Origin of the sequence: Arthrobacter sp. HS15c, assembly GCF_040812005.1 — a bacterium.
Classification (GTDB): domain Bacteria; phylum Actinomycetota; class Actinomycetes; order Actinomycetales; family Micrococcaceae; genus Arthrobacter.
Map to the genome: position 1 here is coordinate 21,131 of NZ_JBFOHM010000005.1, position 18,954 is coordinate 40,084.

Here is an 18,954-nt window from a genome sequence, read left to right on the forward strand (position 1 = left end):
CATGCCGAAAACACGACGGGGGACGTGGACATGAACCTTACGGCCGAACAAAAACACCAGCGAAGGCAGGCCGCCTACAATGCTGCGCTGGAGCATTGCCCAGCCCGCCAGCTCCTGGAAACCATCAGCAGCAAGTGGGTCACCCTGGTTCTGCTCGAACTCGCCGAAGGGCCGCGCCGGCACAGCGAATTGCGTCGCCGGATCCCGGGAGCCAGCCAGAAAATGCTGACCTCCACACTTCGTTCGCTGGAGCGGGACGGGTTGGTGGTGCGCCACCTGACAGCCAGCGTTCCGGTCCGCACCGATTACGAACTGACCCCGCTGGGCCGCGCGCTCCTTGGCGTAGTTTATGGGCTCAAGGAATGGGCGGAAGCCTCCATGCCGGCAGTGGAACTCGCTCGCCTTGAGCACGACCAACTTGCGGCGGACGTCTCCGGCACGTCTGCAACCGTCGCCACCATCCCCGCCACTAAATGGAACAATTTCTCCCACATTGAACCGTAGAGGCCTTGACTGATCTTGTCACGCCCTGATAGACCTGAGGGCGGAAAGCGCTTTCTAACCCCATGCCGGACGTCCGGAAATCCCGGAGGGCCCGGCCGGCACCTAAATGAAACGTTACAAAAACGCATCGTGCGGCAAGCTCAGCTGCCGCCAGCATCAAAGGAGATGTTCTTTTGGCATACCCCGTGAAATGTTCCCCTCACACCAAACCCCGGAAGGCCGCGCCTCTGGCAGCCGCGGCAACCCTGGCGGCAGCGGCCCTGGCCTTCACCGGCCTCCCGCTGGCCCAGGCAGACCCCAGCCAGAATGCGGCAACCCAGGCCGGCACCAGTGAACTCAAGCGCCAGGTCGAAAACCTGGACCGCGCCCCCGTGGCCGTGCTCACCGACCAGGGCGTCACGCTCAGTTGGCGGATGCTGGGCCTGGACCAGGACAGTATCGGCTTCCATGTAATCCGCGACGGCGTCCAGCTCACCGTGGATCCCATCCGGAACAGCACCATGTACGTGGACCCGGCAGGAACGGCCGCCTCCAAATACGTGATCCAGACCGTTGGCAACGGCAACGGGCAGGACCGGCTGACCGAGGAGTTCACGCCGCTGTCCCAGAACTACCTCGCCATCAAACTGGACAAGCCCGCGGACGGGGTTACCCCCGCCGGACAGGCCTACACCTACACCGCGAACGACGCCAGCGTGGCTGACCTGGACGGTGACGGCACATACGAGATCATCCAGCTGTGGAACCCGTCCAACGCCAAGGACAACTCGCAGTCCGGCTACACCGGCAACGTGTACGTGGACGCCTACCGGATGGACGGCACCAAGCTGTGGCGGATCGACCTCGGCCGCAACATCCGCGCCGGCGCGCATTACACCCAGGTGCTGGCCTATGACTTCGACGGGGACGGCAAGGCTGAAGTGTCGTTGAAGACAGCCGACGGCACGACGGATGCCGCCGGAACGGTCATCGGTGACCCGGCCGCGGATTACCGCAACAGCGCGGGCTACGTGCTCTCAGGCCCCGAGTTCCTCACCGTCTTCAAGGGCGAGACCGGCACCATCATGGACACCGTCGCGTACGACCCGCCGCGCGGCTCGGTGGCCGCCTGGGGCGACGGCTACGGCAATCGCGTGGACCGTTTCCTTGCCGGCGTGGCCTACCTTGATGGCGAACACCCCTCCATGATGTTCAGCCGCGGCTACTACACCCGCACCGTCCTGGTCACCTACGACCTCGTGGACGGCAAGCTGGTGCAGCGCTGGAAGTTCGACTCCGACGTCGCGGGCGCCGAATACAAGGGCCAGGGCAACCACAACCTGTCTGTGGCCGACGTTGACCAGGACGGCAAGGACGAGTTCGTCTTCGGCTCCATGACCATCGACGACAACGGCACGCCCCTCTACAACACCAAGCTCGGCCACGGCGATGCGATCCACACAAGCGACCTGGATCCGTCCCGGCCTGGGCTGGAAACCTTCGCCGTGCACGAAAGCATGAGCCAGAGCGGCAACCGCGGAGCCACCTTCCGCGACGCCGCCACCGGCGAAGTTCTCTGGAGCATCCCGGCCATCAAGGACACCGGCCGCGGCGCCGCCGGCGACATCGATCCCCGGTACGCCGGGGCTGAAGGCTGGGCTGTGGGCGGCGACGCCTCCTGGAACTCCCCGCGCGGGCAGCTGATGTCCGCCAAGGGCGAGCTGATCGCCGAGAAGATCCCGGCGGCCAACTTCCTGGCCTGGTGGGACGGTGACCTGCTGCGCGAGATCGTGGACCACGACTTCGACGCGACGGCCGGCGTGGGCGTTCCCACCATCTCCAAGTGGAACTGGGAGACGGAAACCAGCGACCGGCTGCTGACCGCTACCGGTGCCCGGAGCAACAACCACACGAAGGGCAATCCGTCGCTGCAGGCGGACCTGCTGGGTGACTGGCGTGAGGAACTGGCCTTCCCGTCGTCGGACAGCAGTGAACTGCGGATCTACACCACCACGGCTCCCACCGAGGTCCGGCTCCGCACGCTGATGCACGACCCGGTGTACCGCACGGCAGTGGCACGTGAGAACGTCGCCTACAACCAGCCGCCGCACCCGAGCTTCTTTATCGGCGAAGGCATGGAAACCCCGGCGATGCCCGCCGTCACGTACGTCGGCGCCGGCAAGTAACAGCAGCCGTCAACGCAAAAGCACCGCCCGCCTCCATCAGGAAGTGGGCGGTGCTTTCGCATCGGAAACGTCCGACGGCGGGGAAACCTTTCGCGGCCAGGGCCGGTTCAGTGCTGGCCCAGTCCTCCACCCATCGGCGGGAGGTAGCCCTTGTTGCGGTCTTCCTCATGCTTGCGCTCCGCGGCGCTGTAGTTCTCACCCTCGGCCGTTTCGTCAGATTCACCCTCAAAATCCACCAGGCCGTTGGTCTGGTCAAACGGGTGCGCGAACCTGTTCGACTCGGGTTCCGCCGCGGCGGCCCCGCCGGGCGTCGCGTTGGCAGCAGAGGGTTCGCCGTCAGTTGCTGCAGTTCCGGGGACCGGATTCCGCCAGGCGCCGGTGGCGTGGCCCTCGTGCTCGATGAACTCCTTGAACTTCTTCAGGTCATGCTCCGCCTGCCGGGCCACGACGTGCAGCAGGTCGCCCACCTTTTCCACCATGCCCTCCGGCTGGTATTCAAGGGTGAGGGCCAGCTCGGTCTTGTTCCCGCCGGCGTCGAAGAATTCCACGGTGCCGGAGTTGGTGGCGCCCTCGGTGGAAGCCCACGCCACCCTTTGGTCCGGGACCTGCTCGACGATCGTGGCTTCCCACTGCCGGTGGACTCCGGCGATGCGTGCCACCCATTTCAGCCGGTCATCGCTGAGTTGGGTCACACTTTCGACGCCGCCCATAAAATGCGGGAAGTCCTCGAACTGGGTCCACTGGTTGTACGCGGTACTCACCGGTACGTCGACAACAATCCGTTTCTCCACTTTCGTGCTCACAACGTCTCCTTCGACTGGAACCGAATCTGATGAAGTGCCGTCCTATCCATCAGTAGGCTTAACATATCGCCGTTGCGGGCCCTGAGCCAGAGCCGCGAATTGTCCCGCGAAGGCACCGTCAGTGCTGGCCGAGGCCTCCGCCGACCGGTGGAAGCCCGCCCGGGCGGTTATCCTCTTCACGGCGTTCGCCGGCGCTGTATTGCTCGCCTTCGGCGGTTTCGTCGGACTCGCCCTCGGTGTCCACCAGGCCGTTGGTCTGGTCGAAGGCGTGCCCGATCCGATCGTCACCGAGGTCGGCGAGCGAGCCCCCTGACGCATCCGCCGCCATGCCTGTTGAAACCGGTTCTGCCGGTATGGGTGTCACGGTGACGGGCTGGGCCGGGACAGCGTCCGGTGCGGTGACGTCGCGAGCCTCATCTTTGTTCGGTCCCGCGCTCATGGCCGCAGCTGCCCCGGCGGCCGCGGCCACTCCTGCCGCTGCTGCCATCTTGCCGGAGAAGCCTGCCTTGCCCGAGTCGCCTCGGGATGCTGCCGCGTCCTCCACGCCCGGGTTGCCCACAGCAGCGCCGTCGCTGACAGAACCGCGCCAGGCGCCGCTGGCGTAGCCCTCGGCCTCAATGAATTCCTTGAACTTCTTCAGGTCGGCCTCTGCCTGGCGGTCCACGACGTGGAGCTGGTCGCCCACCTTCTCAACAAAACCTTCGGGTTCGTATTCAAGGGTCAGCTGCAGCGAAGTCTGGCCACCCCCCACGTCTTCGAATTCCACGGCGCCGGCGTTGGTGGCTCCCTCCGTGGCAGCCCACGCAACCCGGCGGTCCGGGACCTGTTCCAGGATTGTGGCAGTCCACTGCCGGCGGACACCCGCGATCTCGGCCACCCATTCCAGACGGTCATCGCTGAGCTGCTTGACGCTCTTGACGCCGCCCATGAAGTGGGGGAACTCTTCGAATTGGGTCCACTGGTTGTAGGCCGTGCTCACCGGTACGTTCACCAGAATGCGTTTTTCCACCTTCGTGCTCACAACGTCTCCTTCGATTGGAACCGATGCTGACGAAGATCCAAAATTCATCAGCATGCTTACCATACCTTTCGAAGCAGCTCACGGCCAGAGCCCATCCAGGTAGCACTAAGTGTCGTTAGGAGGCCCATAACGACACTTAGTGCGGCTCAGTGGGGTGAACGGACGACGGCGGCGGGCTGGCCGGGGTGCGCCGGTCAGCGGGGGAGGTGGTCGCCGATCAGCGCCAGGTTCTGGATCACCGCCAGGCCGAACTGGGAGGCGTCGTTGGTGGAAACGGTCGGGGCCTCGTCCACCGGGAGCAGCACGTGCGGCGGCTCGATGGTCCGTAGCGTGAACGCAGACTCGTGGTTGAGGTGCTCGCCGCCCTCGGCGAAGCTCTCCCAGGCGCGGGCCGCCAGGTCAGCGTCACCGAGCCGGGCCGCCGCGTACGCGCTGAGTCTGCTGTGGGCCTGCGTGAGGTAGATTCCGGGCAGCGGCTGGCCCACGGCATCGGTCTGCTCTTCCTCGGTGGCCAGGAACAGCCGGCAGTACTGCAGCCATGCGGCCTCGAAGCCCGTGTCCGGGACGAGGTCCACCAGTTCGCTGCAGATCTCCACCAGCCCGAACACCGCCGAAAGGTGGGAGACCTGGATCCGTTCCCGCCCGGCGTCGAACCTTCCCTTGTCCAGGTCGTAGAGCGCCTCGCCCGTGAGGAAGCCATACTTCAGGGCGCCGATGTCCGCCATGGTGCCCAGCAGCCGGTCGCGGGAGCGCGGGTTGCCGGTGCGTTCCCAGTCGGTCAGCCAGGTGGCGGCCAGTGAACCCCAGTCCGTGCCCAGCCCCACGCCCAGGGCGTTCCGGTCCGGCCGGTAGGTGTCGGAGTCGGGCCTGACTTTACGGACCGGGTCCAGGCCCAGGAAGTTCTGGTCGCTGTCCACCAGTTCGGCCAGCAGGTCCCCGGTCCGTTCGTCCGCCGTCAGGTAGTAGTAGAACCGGCGGTAGGCGGGGGTGCTGATGCGCAGCTGCTTGGCGCTGCAGCCCCAGTGCTGGACGTTGTGGCGGGAGCCGAGGCCCTTCCATGGACCCAGGTGGTAGACGTCCACTTCGCCGGTGTGCCGCGTCATGGCCTCGGCGAAGCGGAACACATCGGCCCGCCCGGAGCGCAGGTAGGAATACCAGAGCCACAGGTCGGGGGAGAGCTCGGAGTTGTCCCAGGCGTAGCCGCCCACGTCGTACCGCCAGACGTGCCGGTCGAAGTCGTAGGTGTGCATCACGTCGCCGTAGTTCCAGAAGCCGTACCAGCGGCGCTGCTCCACCTGGCCGGCGTAGAAGTCGAAGAGGAAGTCCAGCCGGTCCTCGAGCTCGGCCCGCGCCGGGGCGCTGCGGTCCACCGGCGCCCAGTCGCCAAACACGCGCGCTGAGTGGAGGTATTCCGGGGAAGCCTGCAGCAGGGCGGGCGTGGACGCCGCACGCGCATCGGCGGCGAGGCTTTCCGTTGCCGGCGTGGAACCGTAGGCAAACAGAGTTAACTCATGTGTGCGGGCAATGCCCGTGGGGTTGCCGAACCCGGGCTCGTAGTCCTCGTACGTGATCTCCAGGCCTTCGAGCTGCTCCTCGAACGTGTCCTGGCCCAGGCCGTCGTGGTAGAACCGCAGGTCCATGGGCTGGGCTTCCGGCGAGTAGAGCCAAGCCGTCAGTGAGGCCTCATCCGTGGCGGCGTTCCGGATGTCCAGCTGCCCCGGATGCGACTGCCAGAAGTTGCGGATGCCCACGCCCAGCCCGCCGCGGGTATCGCTCAGGGAGCAGAATCCGGCAGCCCGGGTCCCGCCCGAAATGCCCACCCAGGCGTGGCCCGCCGCGGTGCGTTTGCGGAGCTCAAAACCGTCGGCGCTCAGCTGGCTGAGCGTGTAGTCGTTCCATGCGGGAATGAGGTGCAGACGGCGGGAAACCTCCTCATTCCAGGTCTCCAGCGGCGGCGTGGGTGCGCCGGCCAGCTGCGCGCGGCGGACCTCCTCGCCGGGGTCGCGGCGGAGCCCGGTCAGCCCGCGCACCGCTTCGGCCAGGAAGCCGCCGTCCGCACCCGCGATCCTGATGTGCCGGTCGTGCAGCCCGCTTTCAAGGGGCACGCTGAAGCGCACGCCCAGCCCGGCCAGGAAATCCTGCTCGGCATCGCCGTCCCAGATGAAGGAATGGACGATCCGCACGCTGCGCGCGCCCGCGTAGAAGTAAAAGCGGACCACAAAGGGCAGCCAGTTCCGCTTACCGCACGTCGGTGAGTCCGGCCGATGGGTGCCTTCCAGCCGCACCACGGCGCGGACGGGACCGCTTTGTTCAAGCACGACGGCGGCCACCTCGCCGGTGAAGGCCTCCCGGCTGACGGTGCCGGCGCCGTCAGCCATGCCGTTCTGGAGCAGGCTGACCAGGCGGCCTTCGCGGGCCACAGTGGTGCCTCCCCGGGAGAGGGTGCTGAACAGTGTGGAACCGCCGCGGCGGATGACCATCTCCAGCGCGCCCGTGGACACCGTGACGCTGTCGGCGTCCTCCGTGACCGTCACCCCGGGCGGGAAGTCCGCCGCAGGTGCCGCGCCGCCGTCGGACGTCACCTGGTACTCCGTGGAGGGGGAATCCGTGGCCGGCAGGGCGATGCCTGCCCACTTCAGTGAGCCGTCAGGCCAGGTGGCCAGCGGCCAGGCCTGGCTGGCCACCCGGTGCCCGGCGGAGTCGCGGACGGCCAGGGTATCCGTGCCGGCCACCGTTCCGCGGGCGAACGGCATGCCCCAGGTGGTTCCGCCGCTGAGTTCCGAAGGAGGGTCGCCGTCGATCCACCTGACAGTGGTGTTTACAGTCATCGTGTCCAATTCCGCTGTGAACCGCTGCCGGGCACGCGCGTGGGTGCGGCGCGGGAAAGCGGTTTCTTGTATCGATTCAACCTAGCCGGGTTGAACACGGTACCGCAAGACCCGCCCCGGAAATTTAAGGGGTGGGCGGAGTTGGCCGGGTGGCTAATGCTGCGCCCCTACGCGCCGGCCTCAGGCTCGGTGTCCGCGCCCTCGGCGGGTTCCTGGGAATGCATCCGGATGTCCGTGGGGTCCGCCAATTCGTCCCCTTCGGCCGGTGCTTCACTGTGGATGCGCTGCGCCGCTACCAATTTGTCGTTCATGACTGCTGCTCCTGTGCTGCCCTGTTCCTGCTGTGGATCCGCCCTTATCCATCATTCAGCGCCTGCCCGGACGGGCTGTCAAGAACCTTCCGGAGGCTCTGGCCGCGGTGGTTGTTCTGTGCTGGACTGGGGGACGCACTGTGCTTACAGAACGTGATTGACCAACCGCAGCACCGTCGGCCAGCCGGTTCCCGCCGGCTGTTAGGAAGGATGTTTGTTATGGCAACCCACAAGATCGGCTATTTCGTTGGCAGCCTGGCCCGCGGCTCCATCAACCGCACGCTCGCCAAGGCCCTGATCAGCCTGGCGCCGGCGGACCTGGAGTTCACGGAGATCCCCATCAAGGACCTGCCGCTTTACAGCTACGATTACGACGCCGATTTCCCGCCGGCCGGGCGGGCGCTGAAGGAAGCGGTGGAAGCCTCGGACGGCATCCTCTTTGTGTCCCCCGAATACAACCGTTCCATCCCCGGTGCCCTGAAGAACGCCATCGACTGGGGGTCGCGGCCATGGGGGACAAACTCGTTCGCGCGCAAGCCCACCGGCATCATCGGCGCCTCGCCCGGCAGCATCGGGACGGCGGTGATGCAGTCCTCCATGCGCAGTGTGCTGAGCTTCCTTGATGCTCCCCAGCTCAACGCGCCGGAGGCCTACGTAAAGTTCAACCCGGCCGCGTTCGGGGAGGGCGGCGAGGTTAGGGACGAAGCCACGGCCAAGTTCCTGCGCCACTACATGGAGGAGTACTGCGCGTTCGTCCAACGGGTCACGGCGGCCAATGCGCCCGGCCACATCGGCGATCTCGAACCGGACGCCGAGAAGCTGTCGCGGTAGGCCGCGGTTTCGCCGGTGCCCCGGCCGGGGCGCTGAGCCTGCGCCAGGCGGCACACCAGCCGGGAGCCGGTACGACGCCGGGCCGGTACGGAGGTCCGCCGCCCCCCAAAGCGCGGCGGACCTCCGTCCTAGTCCAGTGGCAGGGTGACCGTCACGCAGGTGCCGCGGCCCGGGCTTGAGCAGATGTCCACGGAGCCTCCGGCCTCGTGGACGGCCACCGACATCAGCCGCAGGCCGTAGCCGTGGTGCCGGCCGCTGATGGCGAGGTTGCTGTCAAAGCCCGCGCCGTCGTCGGACACCACCAGGCGGATGCCGTGGTCCACTGCGGCGAGCTGGACAGTGAGCTCGGACGCGTCGGAGTACTTGAGGGCGTTGCTCAGCGCTTCGCGGGCCGACTGGTACAGCAGGGACGCGCAGTCCGCCGGGATCTCGATGCCCCAGTGCGGAGTATCCCAGCGGACTGCTGTCCCTTGCTGCCGGAGGGGCGCGGTGAGCCGGTCGATGCAGCCGGCAAGCCCCAGGGTGTGGAAGTCGAGCGGATGCTGGTCCGTGATCACCCCTCCCACGGCGGTGACCTCATCCAGAGCTGATTCGTTCCCCATGACTCTTCCTGCTTCCCCACAGATGGTGGTCTGATGCTTCTAGCGTGGACCGCCAACTGCAGGGGAACCGAAGGGATACCTCAAGATCGGCTCAAATTTCACGGAAGATTCGGGGCAGTTCCGCCGGCGTCAGAGGCCCTGCCGGGCCAGATCTTCTGCAACCAGCCGGGCCAGTTCGGCCGCGCCGGCACGGTTGGGGTGCAGCGTATCGCCCGTCATAAAGAGCGCCAGGGTGGCTTCCGGGCCGATTTCGGTGAAATAGGCGGATGCCAGGACGTTCAGATCCACCAGCGGCACGTTCTCCTCGCCGGCAAGGGCCACGGTGGAGTTCCTGTACCAGCGGTTCACGGAGGAGTGCTCGCCCTCCACGAAGTCTGTGGCGCGGCCCTGCGGCGTGACCAGCACCGGTGTGGCACCGGTGGCCGCGACCTGCCGGACCATGTCCCGCATGATCTCCTTGAACTCGGCCTCCGTGGTGGCGTTCTTTGCGGCGGTGTCGTTGATGCCCATTTCCAGCAGGAAGAGATCCCCGGGCTTGATGTACTGCAGGATGGCTTCGAGTTGTCCGTCGTTGCGGAAGCCGCGCGCGATTTGCCCGCCGGTGGCGATGTTGCGGACGTCGAAGGCTTCCGGATCCACGTACTGCGGCAGCATCTGGCCCCAGCCGCCCTGGACGCTGGACTCGAGCGGGTAGTAGCTGGCAACGGTGGAGTCCCCGCCCACCCAGATGGTGGGGTCCATCTCCGGATCGCGGTCCACCTTCTCGATCTCCAGCGCGCTGAGGGTGAAGGCGGTTCCAACCTTCCCCTCGGTCACCAGCAGGTTCAGCTGCCCGTCGGTCACGGGGATCTCGAAGGAGTCCCTGGCGCCGTTGCCGGTGAGGTTCATCGCCTGGAAGACGCCTTCGGCGGCGATGCTCGCCCGCGCGGTGTCGCCCAGGGTGACAGACACCTTGTACAGGCCTTCCTTCAGGTCCACGTTGAAGGTGTTGGAGCTCTTGGTGCCAAACTGCAGGAAGCGCACGGCATCGCTGGAAACGCCGGTGCCGGAGGCGCCCACGTTGACCATGTTTTCGGGAGTGTTGAAGCCGTACCGGGTTTCCGGGCTGTAGGCGTCGGCCGCGTTCACTCCGATGTAGCCGTCCTCCACCGGCCCGTTGCCGAAGTCGAAGCGGTAGTTGCCGGGTTCTGCATTGGCCGCGGGTGCAGCCAGGCTCACCCCCGCGCAGCTCACCAGCACGGCGGCTGCCAGGCCGGCGGCCAGGGTCTTGGGGTGTTTGCGGGACGTGCTGGGTGACATGGGACTGCCGATCACGTTCATCTCCTTTGATGACGCGTGGAACTGGGGCCACGGCGTCGTGGTTTGTATCGTTTCAAAAGCGCTGCGCAGGGCGGGTCCTGTCATTTGAAAGGGTGCGCGGCCATTGGAATCGGCCCTGCTGCGTTACAACATTTGTAACAGCGTGCAACATGCATGGTCAAGCACTTTTGGTAGTTTTCTGTGCGGTTTTGATGCGAGATGTTGCGGTTTGGAGTGGAGTGCGACGGCGGCGCGGCACCTCAATGCGCGCTGCGGCCTCTCAGCAGCCCGCTGATTGAGGCCCGGCTGAGTTGAGTTCATCTTTACGAAAGCTTGTGCCTTCGCTGCCCGTTCTCTGCCGATGGATTGAGTTGCCGCTGGAAGGCTCAAGGGAAATAAGAATTCGATGACTATTCCTGTAGGGATCATTTAGTTAATGCGCGCTGCGTCACAATTCCATGTAATTTTTCATGCATCGGGCCGGAATCTTCCGGCATCCGCTGCGGCTGCCTCCGCACCTGCGTTCCGATGATCACTGTCCTTATTCCCGCGCATAATGAGGCCGCGGGCATTGGCGAAACCCTGAGGTCCCTGAAATCGCAGAGCCGCCGTCCGGACCGGGTGATTGTGGTGGCCGACAATTGCACCGACTCCACCGAAGAAATCGCCCATTCGGAGGGCGCAGAAGTCCTTCGAACAGAGGGCAATTCGGACAAGAAGGCCGGCGCACTGAACTTCGCCCTCAGCGGTCTCCTGCCTGACGCCGAGCCCGAGGATATGATCCTCATCCAGGACGCTGACTCCCAGCTGTCCTGCGACTTCATCGAGCGGGCCGTGGGCCACCTGCAGCGCGATACCAGGCTCGGCGCCGTCGGCGGTGTATTCCGCGGCGGGCACGGCGGCGGGTTCGTGGGGCACCTGCAGCGCAACGAGTACGCGCGGTATGCCCGCGACGTGAGGCGGCTCAAGGGCAAGTGCCTGGTGGTTACGGGCACCGCGGCGCTGTTCCGGACCCGGACGCTGCGCGACGTCATCGAGGCCCGGCTGGACGGGTCGCTTCCGCCGGGGAATGGCCGCGGCGGGGTCTATGACACCTCCGTCCTGACCGAGGACAACGAGCTGTCGTTTGCCCTGCTGACCCTGCGGTACCGGATCAAATCGCCGGCGGACTGCACGCTGGTGACCGAGGTGATGCCCACCTGGCGTGAACTGTGGGCGCAGCGGCTCCGGTGGAAGCGCGGGGCGGTGGAGAACTGCGTCCAGTACGGCTGGACCCGGGTCACGCGCCCGTACTGGGGCCGGCAGGTCATGGCCATGGTGGGTGTCCTGGTGACGCTGGCTTACTTCGGAACGGTGGCGTTTGCACTGGGCACGGGGGCCGGGCTGAGCATTCAGCCGTTTTGGCTGGCCGTGACCGGTGTCTTCGTGATCGAACGTGTGGTCACGGTGCGGCTGCGGGGATGGAAATACATGCTCGCTGCCGCCACCATGTACGAGCTCGTGATCGACCTGTTTTTGCAGGTGGTCCACGCGAAGGCGTACCTGGATGCAGCCCTCAACAAGAAGAAAGCCTGGTAACAACTATGTATGACAACCCAGCAGCCCCGGCCGCGGCCGGAATTGGTTCCGGAACCCTCGCCATGACCGGCGCGGGAGACCTGTTCTGGCTGGCCCTGGCCGCCTTCGCGCTCCTCGCGCTGGGCCTTGCCGTCAAGCGGATCGTTCCGGTCCGGGGTGCCAAGGCCTAAGCGGTTCCGCCGCCAGAGCTGATCAGAGTACTGAAGTGCAGGGCACCCGGGGATCCGGACGCCCTGCACTTGTGTTTGGGCCCGCAGGCGTCAGGTGACCACGCTGAGGACGCTGGAGCATCCGGCGGTGTCGCACACCTTGTAGGTGGTGGTGGCGCCGCCCTTGAACTTGTTCACGTAGGAGCCCGTGTTGGGCACGGTCTTCTGGACCCCGTTGATCCACAGCGTCACGCTGGTGCCCGTGGCGCCGATCCATTTCAGCGTGGTGGTGTTCACGCCGGAGGTTTTGGTGGTGGCGGACAGTTTGATGGCCGAAACTGGCGCGGGCGGCGGTGTGGTGGCCGTGGGGACGAAGGAGAAGTCCCGGACCACCACGGACTCAGGCTTCACGTGGGCAGGATCCCCGCCCCCGCCGCCAGTGACCCACAGGTTGAAGTGGACCTGCTCCTTCGCGGGTACAGGAACGGTGGTTCCCTGCAGGACGGTGCGCTTCAGGAGCGCGCCCGTGAAGCCCTCACCGGCGAAGGTTTCGAAGGTCAACTTGCCCGGTTCCCACACCATCCGGTGGGTGGTGATGGGGCTGGCGGTGACATCGAAATTCACGGTGTTGTTTCCCTGGCCGGGAGGTTTCGTGGCGTCGAACCAGTACCCGTGGCCCTGGCTGACGGGCCACGATTCGCCGTACGCCGCGCCGCCGCCCCAGGCCGAAGCCTCGCAAAGGTCGATCTCGTTGTAGCCGGGCTCGGCGAGGGGGTCGTAGGTGAACAGGCAGCCCCACACCACTTCCTTCTGCAGGATGCTGAGGTTCTTCGCCACAGTGGTGCTGTAGGTTCCATAGCCGAATCCCTGGCGGGTGGACTGGAATTCCGCGGCCACCGGGGCCTCGCCCGTGGGATTGGTCAGCTTCAGAATGACGTAGCCGTTCGCATCGGGGTTGCTGACGTTGGCTGCGTCAAAAAGCCTGTTGTACTGCGGGGCCCCGCCCCAGAAGCGCTTTTCCCAGTTGAAGCCCTTCCAAGCGAAGCTCCCGGCCGGGCCTGGGTCCGGCGGTGCGGTTTCGGCGGCATGTGCGGAGGGCATGCTGGCCAGCATAGCCAGGCCCGCCGCCACCAGCATGGCCAAAGGTTTCAGTTGGCGGGTGGAATATGAGACAGGTAACCGAAAAGAAGCCATGCAACGCCCCTTACGTCATGCTCCCCAGTGAGCATCTTTGCGCCCCCATTGAGCACACGTTGATCATCAGCCACTTCAGTCACAGAACGCAATAGCCCAAACGCGGTTAATTTGAGCGGAGCAAAACCTCAAGAAATACGCAATATTGGTTGGACCTCAAGAATTACTCAACTTACTGCCAATTTGGAATCGAAGACAATATGGGTGTGTAGGCTCAATAATTAGAACTTTTGCCTCTGAGCCCTTGAAAAACCCCATCCGCGTGGTTTATGCCACCGAATAGAGCATGAAATAGCTTGGATGGCGGGCTGGCGGTAGCAGGCACATGAGACATATTGGGGGCAGACATGGTGGAGCGGGGCGTTGCTGTTGTTGTTGAAGACGACGACGACATCAGGACATCTCTGAGAGAGGTGCTCCAGCAGTCCGGTTTTGCTGTGTTCGAGACGACCTCGGGGTTGGAGGGCGTGGAGGCCGTGCGGGAACACAACCCTGTCATAGTCACCATGGACGTGGGCCTGCCGGACTTTGACGGCATCGAGGCCTCGCGCCGGATCCGCACGTTCAGCGACGCCTACCTGATCATCGTCACGGGCCGGGTGGAAGAGGCCGATGCGCTGATGGGCTTCGAAGCCGGCGCTGACGACTACATGACCAAGCCGTTCCGGCCCCGGGAACTGCGGGCCCGGATCGCTGCCATGCTGAGGCGTCCGCGGTCGCTGAATTCCGGTTCCGGGGAAAGAACACAGTCGCCGCCGCGGCCCCGGGCCGGGCAGCATCCTGTACTTGCGCCTGCCCTGGCCTCCGCCAGCGACGCTCCGCCCAGGAACTCCGGGACCGCTGTGCTGTGCGACTTTGAGCACAAAGGCCTGACGCTGCACGAAGGATCCCGCTCGGCCGCCATCCAAAGCGTCCCGCTGGACCTGACCCGCACCCAGTTTGACCTCCTCCTGGTGCTGATGGAGAACGGCCGGGTAGTGCAGACAAAAGCCGACCTGGTCCGCCGGCTGCGGAACGAGCCGTACAGCACCGGCTCGTTCGTCACCGCGGGCGAGGAGCGCGCCGTCGAGGTCCACCTGGGCAACCTGCGCAAGCGCCTGGGTGACAGTTCCCGGGCACCGCACTGGATTGAAACCGTGCGTGGCGTGGGCTACCGGCTGGCACCCTAGCAAGCCGCGGCCGGCAGCCTTGAAGAACTTTTCCTGACCGGGGCCCCTTTAGCTGTTCTTCATGGCCTCTTCGAATGCGGGCATACTGCGTTCGATCATGTCCTCGTTGGCCGTCAGAGAGATCCGGAAGAAGCCCGGCGTCTCGAACAGTACGCCCGGCAGAACGAAGACATCCCGGCGGGCGAGTGTGTTCGTGAACGCCTCGTCGTCCGGAATCGGAGTCGGGATGTAGAGGTAGAACGTTCCCTCCGGCCGCCGGACCCGGTAGCCCATACTGCCGAGCGCGTCGGCCAGGCGGTCACGGCGGCGCTGTAATTGGCCGATGTCGATGGAGAACCTCTCCAGCTCTGGAAGTGCATGCTGCAGCAGGCCGTTCGGGTACACCCAGCCCATGGCCACCTGCAGGCTGGTGATCGCGTGGTGCATCCCCTCCGCGCGGGGCATGCTGGGTGGCAGTGCCAGATAACCAACCCGTTCGCCAGGAGAGAGATGGGTCTTGCCGTACGAGTAGGCCAGCAGCGTGTAAGGGTAGAACTCCGCCGGACTGTGGAAGCGTAGGCCGTCGAACACGATCCGGTTATAGGGTTCATCCGAGACGACGTAGATTCGCCGCCCGATCCTGTCCGAGGCCGCGTCCAGCAAATCCGCCAACCGGCGCAGCAGTTCGGGCGGGTAGATCCGTCCGGTGGGATTGTTGGGCGAATTAACGATGACCACGCGGGTGCGCTCCGTGATGGCAGCCTCGATGGCGTCGAGGTCCAGGTCAAACGTGGTGGTGTTAATTTTCACCTTCACTGGGACCAGTCCGGCTTCAAGGACCAGCGGCTCGTACAGGAACCACGGCGGCAGGCTGTAGATGACCTCATCGCCCGGATCGGCCACGGTCTTCAGTGCCAGGGCGATGGCGGCGAAGCCACCGGTGGTGAGGTAGATATCCGCCGGCCGGAACGGTACCTCCAGCAGCCGCTGAAGCGATTCCGCGGCGGCCTCCCGGGCGGCCTCACCGTTGGACTGGTAGGCGAACCACTGATCATTCTGCGGCGTCAGGGCGTCCCGCAGCGCAGTGACGTAGCGGTCCGCCGGCATCTGGTGCGGGTTGCCGAGCGTGAAATCACAGGCGCCCGGCATGAGGTGGCGGCGGGCGTAGTCGGATTCGTTGAGGAAGGCGTCAATCCGCTGGAAGGACGGGATCGATGCCAGCCGTGCTGCACGGGCAGATACCGCTGAGCTGGCTGTCGGATGGTCCATGTCACCACTCCTGAATAGGGCGGCCGTGGGACGGCAGCCGGACGGGCAGCGCGCTGCTGAGCCAGTGGAGGCTGTGGTGGGACCCATTGTGGACCGCCCCGCCGGTTCCAGTAAAGGCCGTCTGACGTCAGGGGCTGGACCGCCAAGTGGCGGTTTGAGCACCGCCCTTTGGGTGCTGATGGCGGTTAGAATCGCGGGAGGGAAAACCTAGGCTGAATTCAGGTCACAACGCGGTGACCAGCCACCAGGAGACACCATGAAACCGATCCACAAAGCCCCACCCTTCGATGTTGAGTTGGGCTCAACCCTTGCTGCGCTGGGGGATCTGCTCAACCCCACCCTGACCCCGGACATGATTTCCGGAATGCGGGGCGCGCCGCTCACATCGCCCATCGAAGAGCAGCTTGCAGGTCACGCCGTGAGGCACGTCGAGCGGACCATCCCCGGCCCCGACGGCGCCCCCGACCTGGTTGTCTCGATCTTCACCAGGATCGATCACGTTCCCGGCGGCCCGGGGATCTATCACACCCATGGCGGCGGCATGGTCATCGGGGACCGCTTCCTGGGGGCGGACATGCTCATCGAATGGGTGGAACTCATGGACGCCGTCGCGGTGTCCGTCGAGTACCGTCTCGCCCCGGAGAACCCGGACCCGGCGCCCGTGGAGGACTGCTATGCAGGCCTCGTCTGGACAGCCGCGCATGCCGGGGAGCTCGGCTTCGACCCGGAGCGCCTCATGATTGCCGGCGCCAGTGCGGGCGGTGGGCTCGCCGCGGGTGTTTCCCTGATGGCAAGGGACAGGGGTGGCCCGGCCCTGGCCGCGCAGGTGCTGATCTGCCCCATGCTGGACGACCGCAACGAAACAGTTTCCAGCCACCAGATCGACGGCTTCGGGCTGTGGGACCGCACCAGCAACGACACCGGCTGGGATGCGTTGCTCGGTGACCGGCGCAAGACGGCGGAGGTGTCCATCTACGCAGCCCCGGCCCGGGCATCTGACCTGTCCAACCTGCCGCCCGCCTTCATCGACGTAGCCACGGCCGAGGTATTCCGGGACGAGGTTGTAGCCTACGCCTCGGCAATCTGGGCCGCAGGAGGCGTCGCGGACCTCCATGTCTGGGCAGGAGGATTCCACGGCTTCGACATGATTGTGCCCCAGGCCGCCATGTCCATCCAGGCCCGGGATGTACGGACGAAATGGGTTCGCCGGATCCTGGGCGCCTGACACTCCCGGCACGCTCCCGGCCCCCGCCGGGCGGAGTAGTATTTCGGATCAGAAGCTAACTCAACGAGCGGCAAATATGCAGGGACTGGTGTGGCGCCTCAAAGCGCTCGACCCCGAGGCCTCCGAGGGCCTTAAAGTGATCGCGTACTTTGATGCGCTCGTTGACGGTCACGCCAGCGCCCACGTCCTGTTGATGGGCGCTGCAGTGCTGAGCGGCTGCCCGGCAGGATACGTGACGGACGGGAACACCCTCCGCGTCGACGCCACCGGTACGAAAACTGCGCCGGGCGCGCCGGATGCATGGCCCGGGCACGGTTTCGGTGACGGCGGGCGTGTATGGATTGAGCGCTCCGGCCCGGCCTTCGCCAACGATGAAATGATCCTTGAGCGGGTGGCCATCGCGCTGGGGATCTCGTTCGACCGAACCAGCCCGGTGGCCGCCACCCGCCGGGCTGTCGCGACGGTCATAGACAGTGCCGCGCCGCTGGACCGGCGGATGGATGCGGCCGCCATGCTCCATCTTGATCGTGACACGGCCTACCGCGTGGTGGCCGTCCCCGCGGCAACGGTGCTGCCGGGACCAAGTGCTGTCATCTACACAGGGGTGGGGCCGGTACGGGCAGCTGTGCTCCGGGCCGCCGATGCCCAGCCCGAGTCCCGCTCGGGGGTGGGCCTGGCCATGGTGCCAGGCGCGCTCGACAGGTCCTGGGACTCGGCGCTCCTCGCACTGCGGCTGACCGGTCCCCGGAATCCGCGGCAGCTCGCCGACGACCTGGGCGGCCTCCTCGTCTTTGCGGAGCAGGCCGATTCCTCCAAGCTTGAAACCCCCGACCTCACGGCGCTGAAACGGCTGCTCCTCGCCCAGCCCAAGGCGCTGGTGCTCCTTGAGGCCATTGCGGCGACCAACAGCCTGCGGGCGGCCGCCGACGAGGTCGGCCTGCACCACTCCAGCGTGCAGAGCCGCACGGCCGACTACTCGCAGGCACTCGGATTCGACATCCTCACTGCGGCCGGGCGCGTGCGCCTGTCGCTTGTCCTGACGCTGTTCAGGCTCTCCACCACGACGTTCGGCCAGTAGCCGGCTACACCCCGCTTAGCCCAGCTCGCCGGTCCCGGCCGCGGCGAGCGGCAGGATCCGGGTCCAGAAGTCCTCCGGGATGTCCCACTCAGCGAGCCGGACGGTTTCCTCAACCCGGCCGGGTTCGGACATACCCACGATGGTGGAGCTGACCCGCGGATCCCTGGTGGAGAACTGCAGCGCGGCGGCCGCCAGCGGCACGCCGTACTCCTTGCAGATCGCCTCCATCTGCTTGACCCGCGCAATGATGGCCTCGCTGGCCGGACGGTAGCAGTAGTTGGGGGCGGCGTCCGGGCCCTTCACCAGCATGCCGCCGCCGAACGGCGCCGCATTGACGTACGCCACCCCGCGCTCCATCGCGTCCTGGATGAGCGGCTCGGCGGTCTGGTCCACGAGCGTGTAGCGGTTGTGGCTGATGACGACGTCGAACACGTCCGTGGCCAGATACTTCAGTTCCAGGTCGATCGGTCCGCCTGCCACGCCCAGGTGCCCGATGACGCCCTGGTCGCGCAGCTCGATCAGGGCTTCCAGCGGGCCGCCCGCCGCGGTGCCCTCCTCAAAGGTGATCTTCTCGGGGTCGTGGAGGTACACCAGCTGCAGCCGGTCCAGGCCGAGCCGCTCGAGAGATTCCTCCACGGACCGGCGGACGCGGTCACCGGAGAAGTCGCTGACGCCGCGGATGGGGTCCACCTTGGTGGCCACCACTACGCCCTCGGGCAGGCCGCCGCCCTCCGCCAATGCCTGGCCGATCCGGCGCTCACTGTTCGTCTGCCCGTACTCGTTGGACGTGTCGATGAAGTTGAACGGGCCCTCAAGGACCCGGCGGATGGTGGCGACTGCGGTGTCGGTACCCTGGGGTGCCGGGTGGCTGCCCAGGGAGCTGGTGCCGACGCAGACGGCGGAGACGGACAGGCCGGTGCGACCGAGAGTGCGGTATTCCATGGTGGTT

At 65.9% G+C, this 18,954-nt stretch carries 17 protein-coding genes; 8 read left to right on the top strand and 9 right to left on the bottom strand.

Annotated elements, in window-relative coordinates; translation table 11 throughout:
• The first annotated feature begins 30 nt into the window (after nucleotides 1-30).
• The gene (locus ABV518_RS08955) at nucleotides 31-504 is read left to right on the top strand and encodes a winged helix-turn-helix transcriptional regulator (protein WP_367766608.1); all 474 of its coding nucleotides are present in this window, start codon (nucleotides 31-33) and stop codon (nucleotides 502-504) included.
• Between the two features lie 173 nt (nucleotides 505-677).
• Nucleotides 678-2,669, top strand: coding sequence for a rhamnogalacturonan lyase (locus tag ABV518_RS08960; RefSeq protein ID WP_367766609.1), 1,992 nt, complete (start codon nucleotides 678-680; stop codon nucleotides 2,667-2,669).
• Nucleotides 2,670-2,776: 107 nt separating this feature from the next.
• Here ABV518_RS08960 and ABV518_RS08965 read toward each other — a convergent pair whose 3' ends face one another.
• The 4 genes from ABV518_RS08965 to ABV518_RS08980 all read right to left on the bottom strand — a co-directional run bounded on the left by ABV518_RS08965 (nucleotide 2,777) and on the right by ABV518_RS08980 (nucleotide 7,632).
• Complete coding sequence (locus ABV518_RS08965; protein ID WP_367766610.1) at nucleotides 2,777-3,472, bottom strand: SRPBCC family protein; 696 nt, start codon at nucleotides 3,470-3,472, stop codon at nucleotides 2,777-2,779.
• A 118-nt stretch (nucleotides 3,473-3,590) separates the two neighbouring features.
• Nucleotides 3,591-4,493, bottom strand: a complete 903-nt coding sequence (locus ABV518_RS08970; RefSeq protein ID WP_367766611.1) for an SRPBCC family protein — start codon at nucleotides 4,491-4,493, stop codon at nucleotides 3,591-3,593.
• A gap of 194 nt (nucleotides 4,494-4,687) precedes the next feature.
• Nucleotides 4,688-7,321, bottom strand: a complete 2,634-nt coding sequence (locus ABV518_RS08975; RefSeq protein WP_367766612.1) for a Tat pathway signal sequence domain protein — start codon at nucleotides 7,319-7,321, stop codon at nucleotides 4,688-4,690.
• Between the two features lie 167 nt (nucleotides 7,322-7,488).
• Entirely contained in the window at nucleotides 7,489-7,632 is a 144-nt protein-coding gene (locus tag ABV518_RS08980; RefSeq protein ID WP_165478345.1) for a hypothetical protein, read from the bottom strand.
• Between the two features lie 219 nt (nucleotides 7,633-7,851).
• On the opposite strand from ABV518_RS08980, the gene ABV518_RS08985 reads away from it, so the two are divergent.
• A complete protein-coding gene (locus tag ABV518_RS08985; RefSeq protein ID WP_367766614.1) occupies nucleotides 7,852-8,463 on the top strand; it encodes an NADPH-dependent FMN reductase in 612 nt (203 codons plus the stop codon).
• A gap of 128 nt (nucleotides 8,464-8,591) precedes the next feature.
• Here the strand turns inward: ABV518_RS08985 and ABV518_RS08990 are convergent, their stop codons facing one another.
• Together ABV518_RS08990 and ABV518_RS08995 are read right to left on the bottom strand one after the other, a co-directional pair.
• The gene (locus ABV518_RS08990) at nucleotides 8,592-9,065 is read right to left on the bottom strand and encodes a sensor histidine kinase (protein ID WP_367766615.1); all 474 of its coding nucleotides are present in this window, start codon (nucleotides 9,063-9,065) and stop codon (nucleotides 8,592-8,594) included.
• 129 nt (nucleotides 9,066-9,194) lie between these two features.
• Entirely contained in the window at nucleotides 9,195-10,379 is a 1,185-nt protein-coding gene (locus tag ABV518_RS08995; protein WP_367766616.1) for a rhamnogalacturonan acetylesterase, read from the bottom strand.
• Between the two features lie 513 nt (nucleotides 10,380-10,892).
• Here ABV518_RS08995 and ABV518_RS09000 point away from each other — a divergent pair.
• Together ABV518_RS09000 and ABV518_RS09005 are read left to right on the top strand one after the other, a co-directional pair.
• The gene (locus ABV518_RS09000) at nucleotides 10,893-11,942 is read left to right on the top strand and encodes a glycosyltransferase family 2 protein (protein ID WP_367766617.1); all 1,050 of its coding nucleotides are present in this window, start codon (nucleotides 10,893-10,895) and stop codon (nucleotides 11,940-11,942) included.
• Nucleotides 11,943-11,947: 5 nt separating this feature from the next.
• Entirely contained in the window at nucleotides 11,948-12,112 is a 165-nt protein-coding gene (locus ABV518_RS09005; RefSeq protein WP_367766618.1) for a hypothetical protein, read from the top strand.
• A 90-nt stretch (nucleotides 12,113-12,202) separates the two neighbouring features.
• Here the strand turns inward: ABV518_RS09005 and ABV518_RS09010 are convergent, their stop codons facing one another.
• A complete protein-coding gene (locus tag ABV518_RS09010; RefSeq protein WP_367766619.1) occupies nucleotides 12,203-13,192 on the bottom strand; it encodes a hypothetical protein in 990 nt (329 codons plus the stop codon).
• A gap of 440 nt (nucleotides 13,193-13,632) precedes the next feature.
• Here ABV518_RS09010 and ABV518_RS09015 point away from each other — a divergent pair, with 440 nt between their 5' ends.
• Nucleotides 13,633-14,454 carry a response regulator transcription factor gene (locus tag ABV518_RS09015; RefSeq protein WP_367767061.1) on the top strand — a complete coding sequence of 274 codons (822 nt, stop codon included), beginning with the start codon at nucleotides 13,633-13,635 and terminating at the stop codon, nucleotides 14,452-14,454.
• Between the two features lie 48 nt (nucleotides 14,455-14,502).
• Here the strand turns inward: ABV518_RS09015 and ABV518_RS09020 are convergent, their stop codons facing one another.
• Complete coding sequence (locus ABV518_RS09020) at nucleotides 14,503-15,702, bottom strand: aminotransferase class I/II-fold pyridoxal phosphate-dependent enzyme (protein WP_367766620.1); 1,200 nt, start codon at nucleotides 15,700-15,702, stop codon at nucleotides 14,503-14,505.
• A gap of 256 nt (nucleotides 15,703-15,958) precedes the next feature.
• Between ABV518_RS09020 and ABV518_RS09025 the strand changes: the two genes are divergently transcribed.
• Nucleotides 15,959-16,927 (top strand): alpha/beta hydrolase, encoded by a 969-nt coding sequence (locus tag ABV518_RS09025; protein ID WP_367766621.1) that lies wholly within the window; start codon nucleotides 15,959-15,961, stop codon nucleotides 16,925-16,927.
• Nucleotides 16,928-17,015: 88 nt separating this feature from the next.
• Nucleotides 17,016-18,005 (top strand): hypothetical protein, encoded by a 990-nt coding sequence (locus tag ABV518_RS09030; protein ID WP_367766622.1) that lies wholly within the window; start codon nucleotides 17,016-17,018, stop codon nucleotides 18,003-18,005.
• Between the two features lie 15 nt (nucleotides 18,006-18,020).
• Here the strand turns inward: ABV518_RS09030 and ABV518_RS09035 are convergent, their stop codons facing one another.
• Nucleotides 18,021-18,947, bottom strand: a complete 927-nt coding sequence (locus tag ABV518_RS09035; protein ID WP_367766623.1) for an aldo/keto reductase — start codon at nucleotides 18,945-18,947, stop codon at nucleotides 18,021-18,023.
• Between the last annotated feature and the right edge of the window lie 7 nt (nucleotides 18,948-18,954).

What these genes read in the sequence shown, in the direction of transcription:
- ABV518_RS09005 (WP_367766618.1), top strand. Translation starts at nt 11,948, where the DNA reads ATGTATGACAACCCAGCAGCCCCGGCCGCGGCCGGAATTGGTTCCGGA.
- ABV518_RS08955 (WP_367766608.1), top strand. Translation starts at nt 31, where the DNA reads ATGAACCTTACGGCCGAACAAAAACACCAGCGAAGGCAGGCCGCCTAC.
- ABV518_RS09000 (WP_367766617.1), top strand. Translation starts at nt 10,893, where the DNA reads ATGATCACTGTCCTTATTCCCGCGCATAATGAGGCCGCGGGCATTGGC.
- ABV518_RS08975 (WP_367766612.1), bottom strand. Translation starts at nt 7,321, where the DNA reads ATGACTGTAAACACCACTGTCAGGTGGATCGACGGCGACCCTCCTTCG.
- ABV518_RS09020 (WP_367766620.1), bottom strand. Translation starts at nt 15,702, where the DNA reads ATGGACCATCCGACAGCCAGCTCAGCGGTATCTGCCCGTGCAGCACGG.
- ABV518_RS08980 (WP_165478345.1), bottom strand. Translation starts at nt 7,632, where the DNA reads ATGAACGACAAATTGGTAGCGGCGCAGCGCATCCACAGTGAAGCACCG.
- ABV518_RS09010 (WP_367766619.1), bottom strand. Translation starts at nt 13,192, where the DNA reads ATGCCCTCCGCACATGCCGCCGAAACCGCACCGCCGGACCCAGGCCCG.
- ABV518_RS09015 (WP_367767061.1), top strand. Translation starts at nt 13,633, where the DNA reads ATGGTGGAGCGGGGCGTTGCTGTTGTTGTTGAAGACGACGACGACATC.
- ABV518_RS09025 (WP_367766621.1), top strand. Translation starts at nt 15,959, where the DNA reads ATGAAACCGATCCACAAAGCCCCACCCTTCGATGTTGAGTTGGGCTCA.
- ABV518_RS09035 (WP_367766623.1), bottom strand. Translation starts at nt 18,947, where the DNA reads ATGGAATACCGCACTCTCGGTCGCACCGGCCTGTCCGTCTCCGCCGTC.
- ABV518_RS08985 (WP_367766614.1), top strand. Translation starts at nt 7,852, where the DNA reads ATGGCAACCCACAAGATCGGCTATTTCGTTGGCAGCCTGGCCCGCGGC.
- ABV518_RS08990 (WP_367766615.1), bottom strand. Translation starts at nt 9,065, where the DNA reads ATGGGGAACGAATCAGCTCTGGATGAGGTCACCGCCGTGGGAGGGGTG.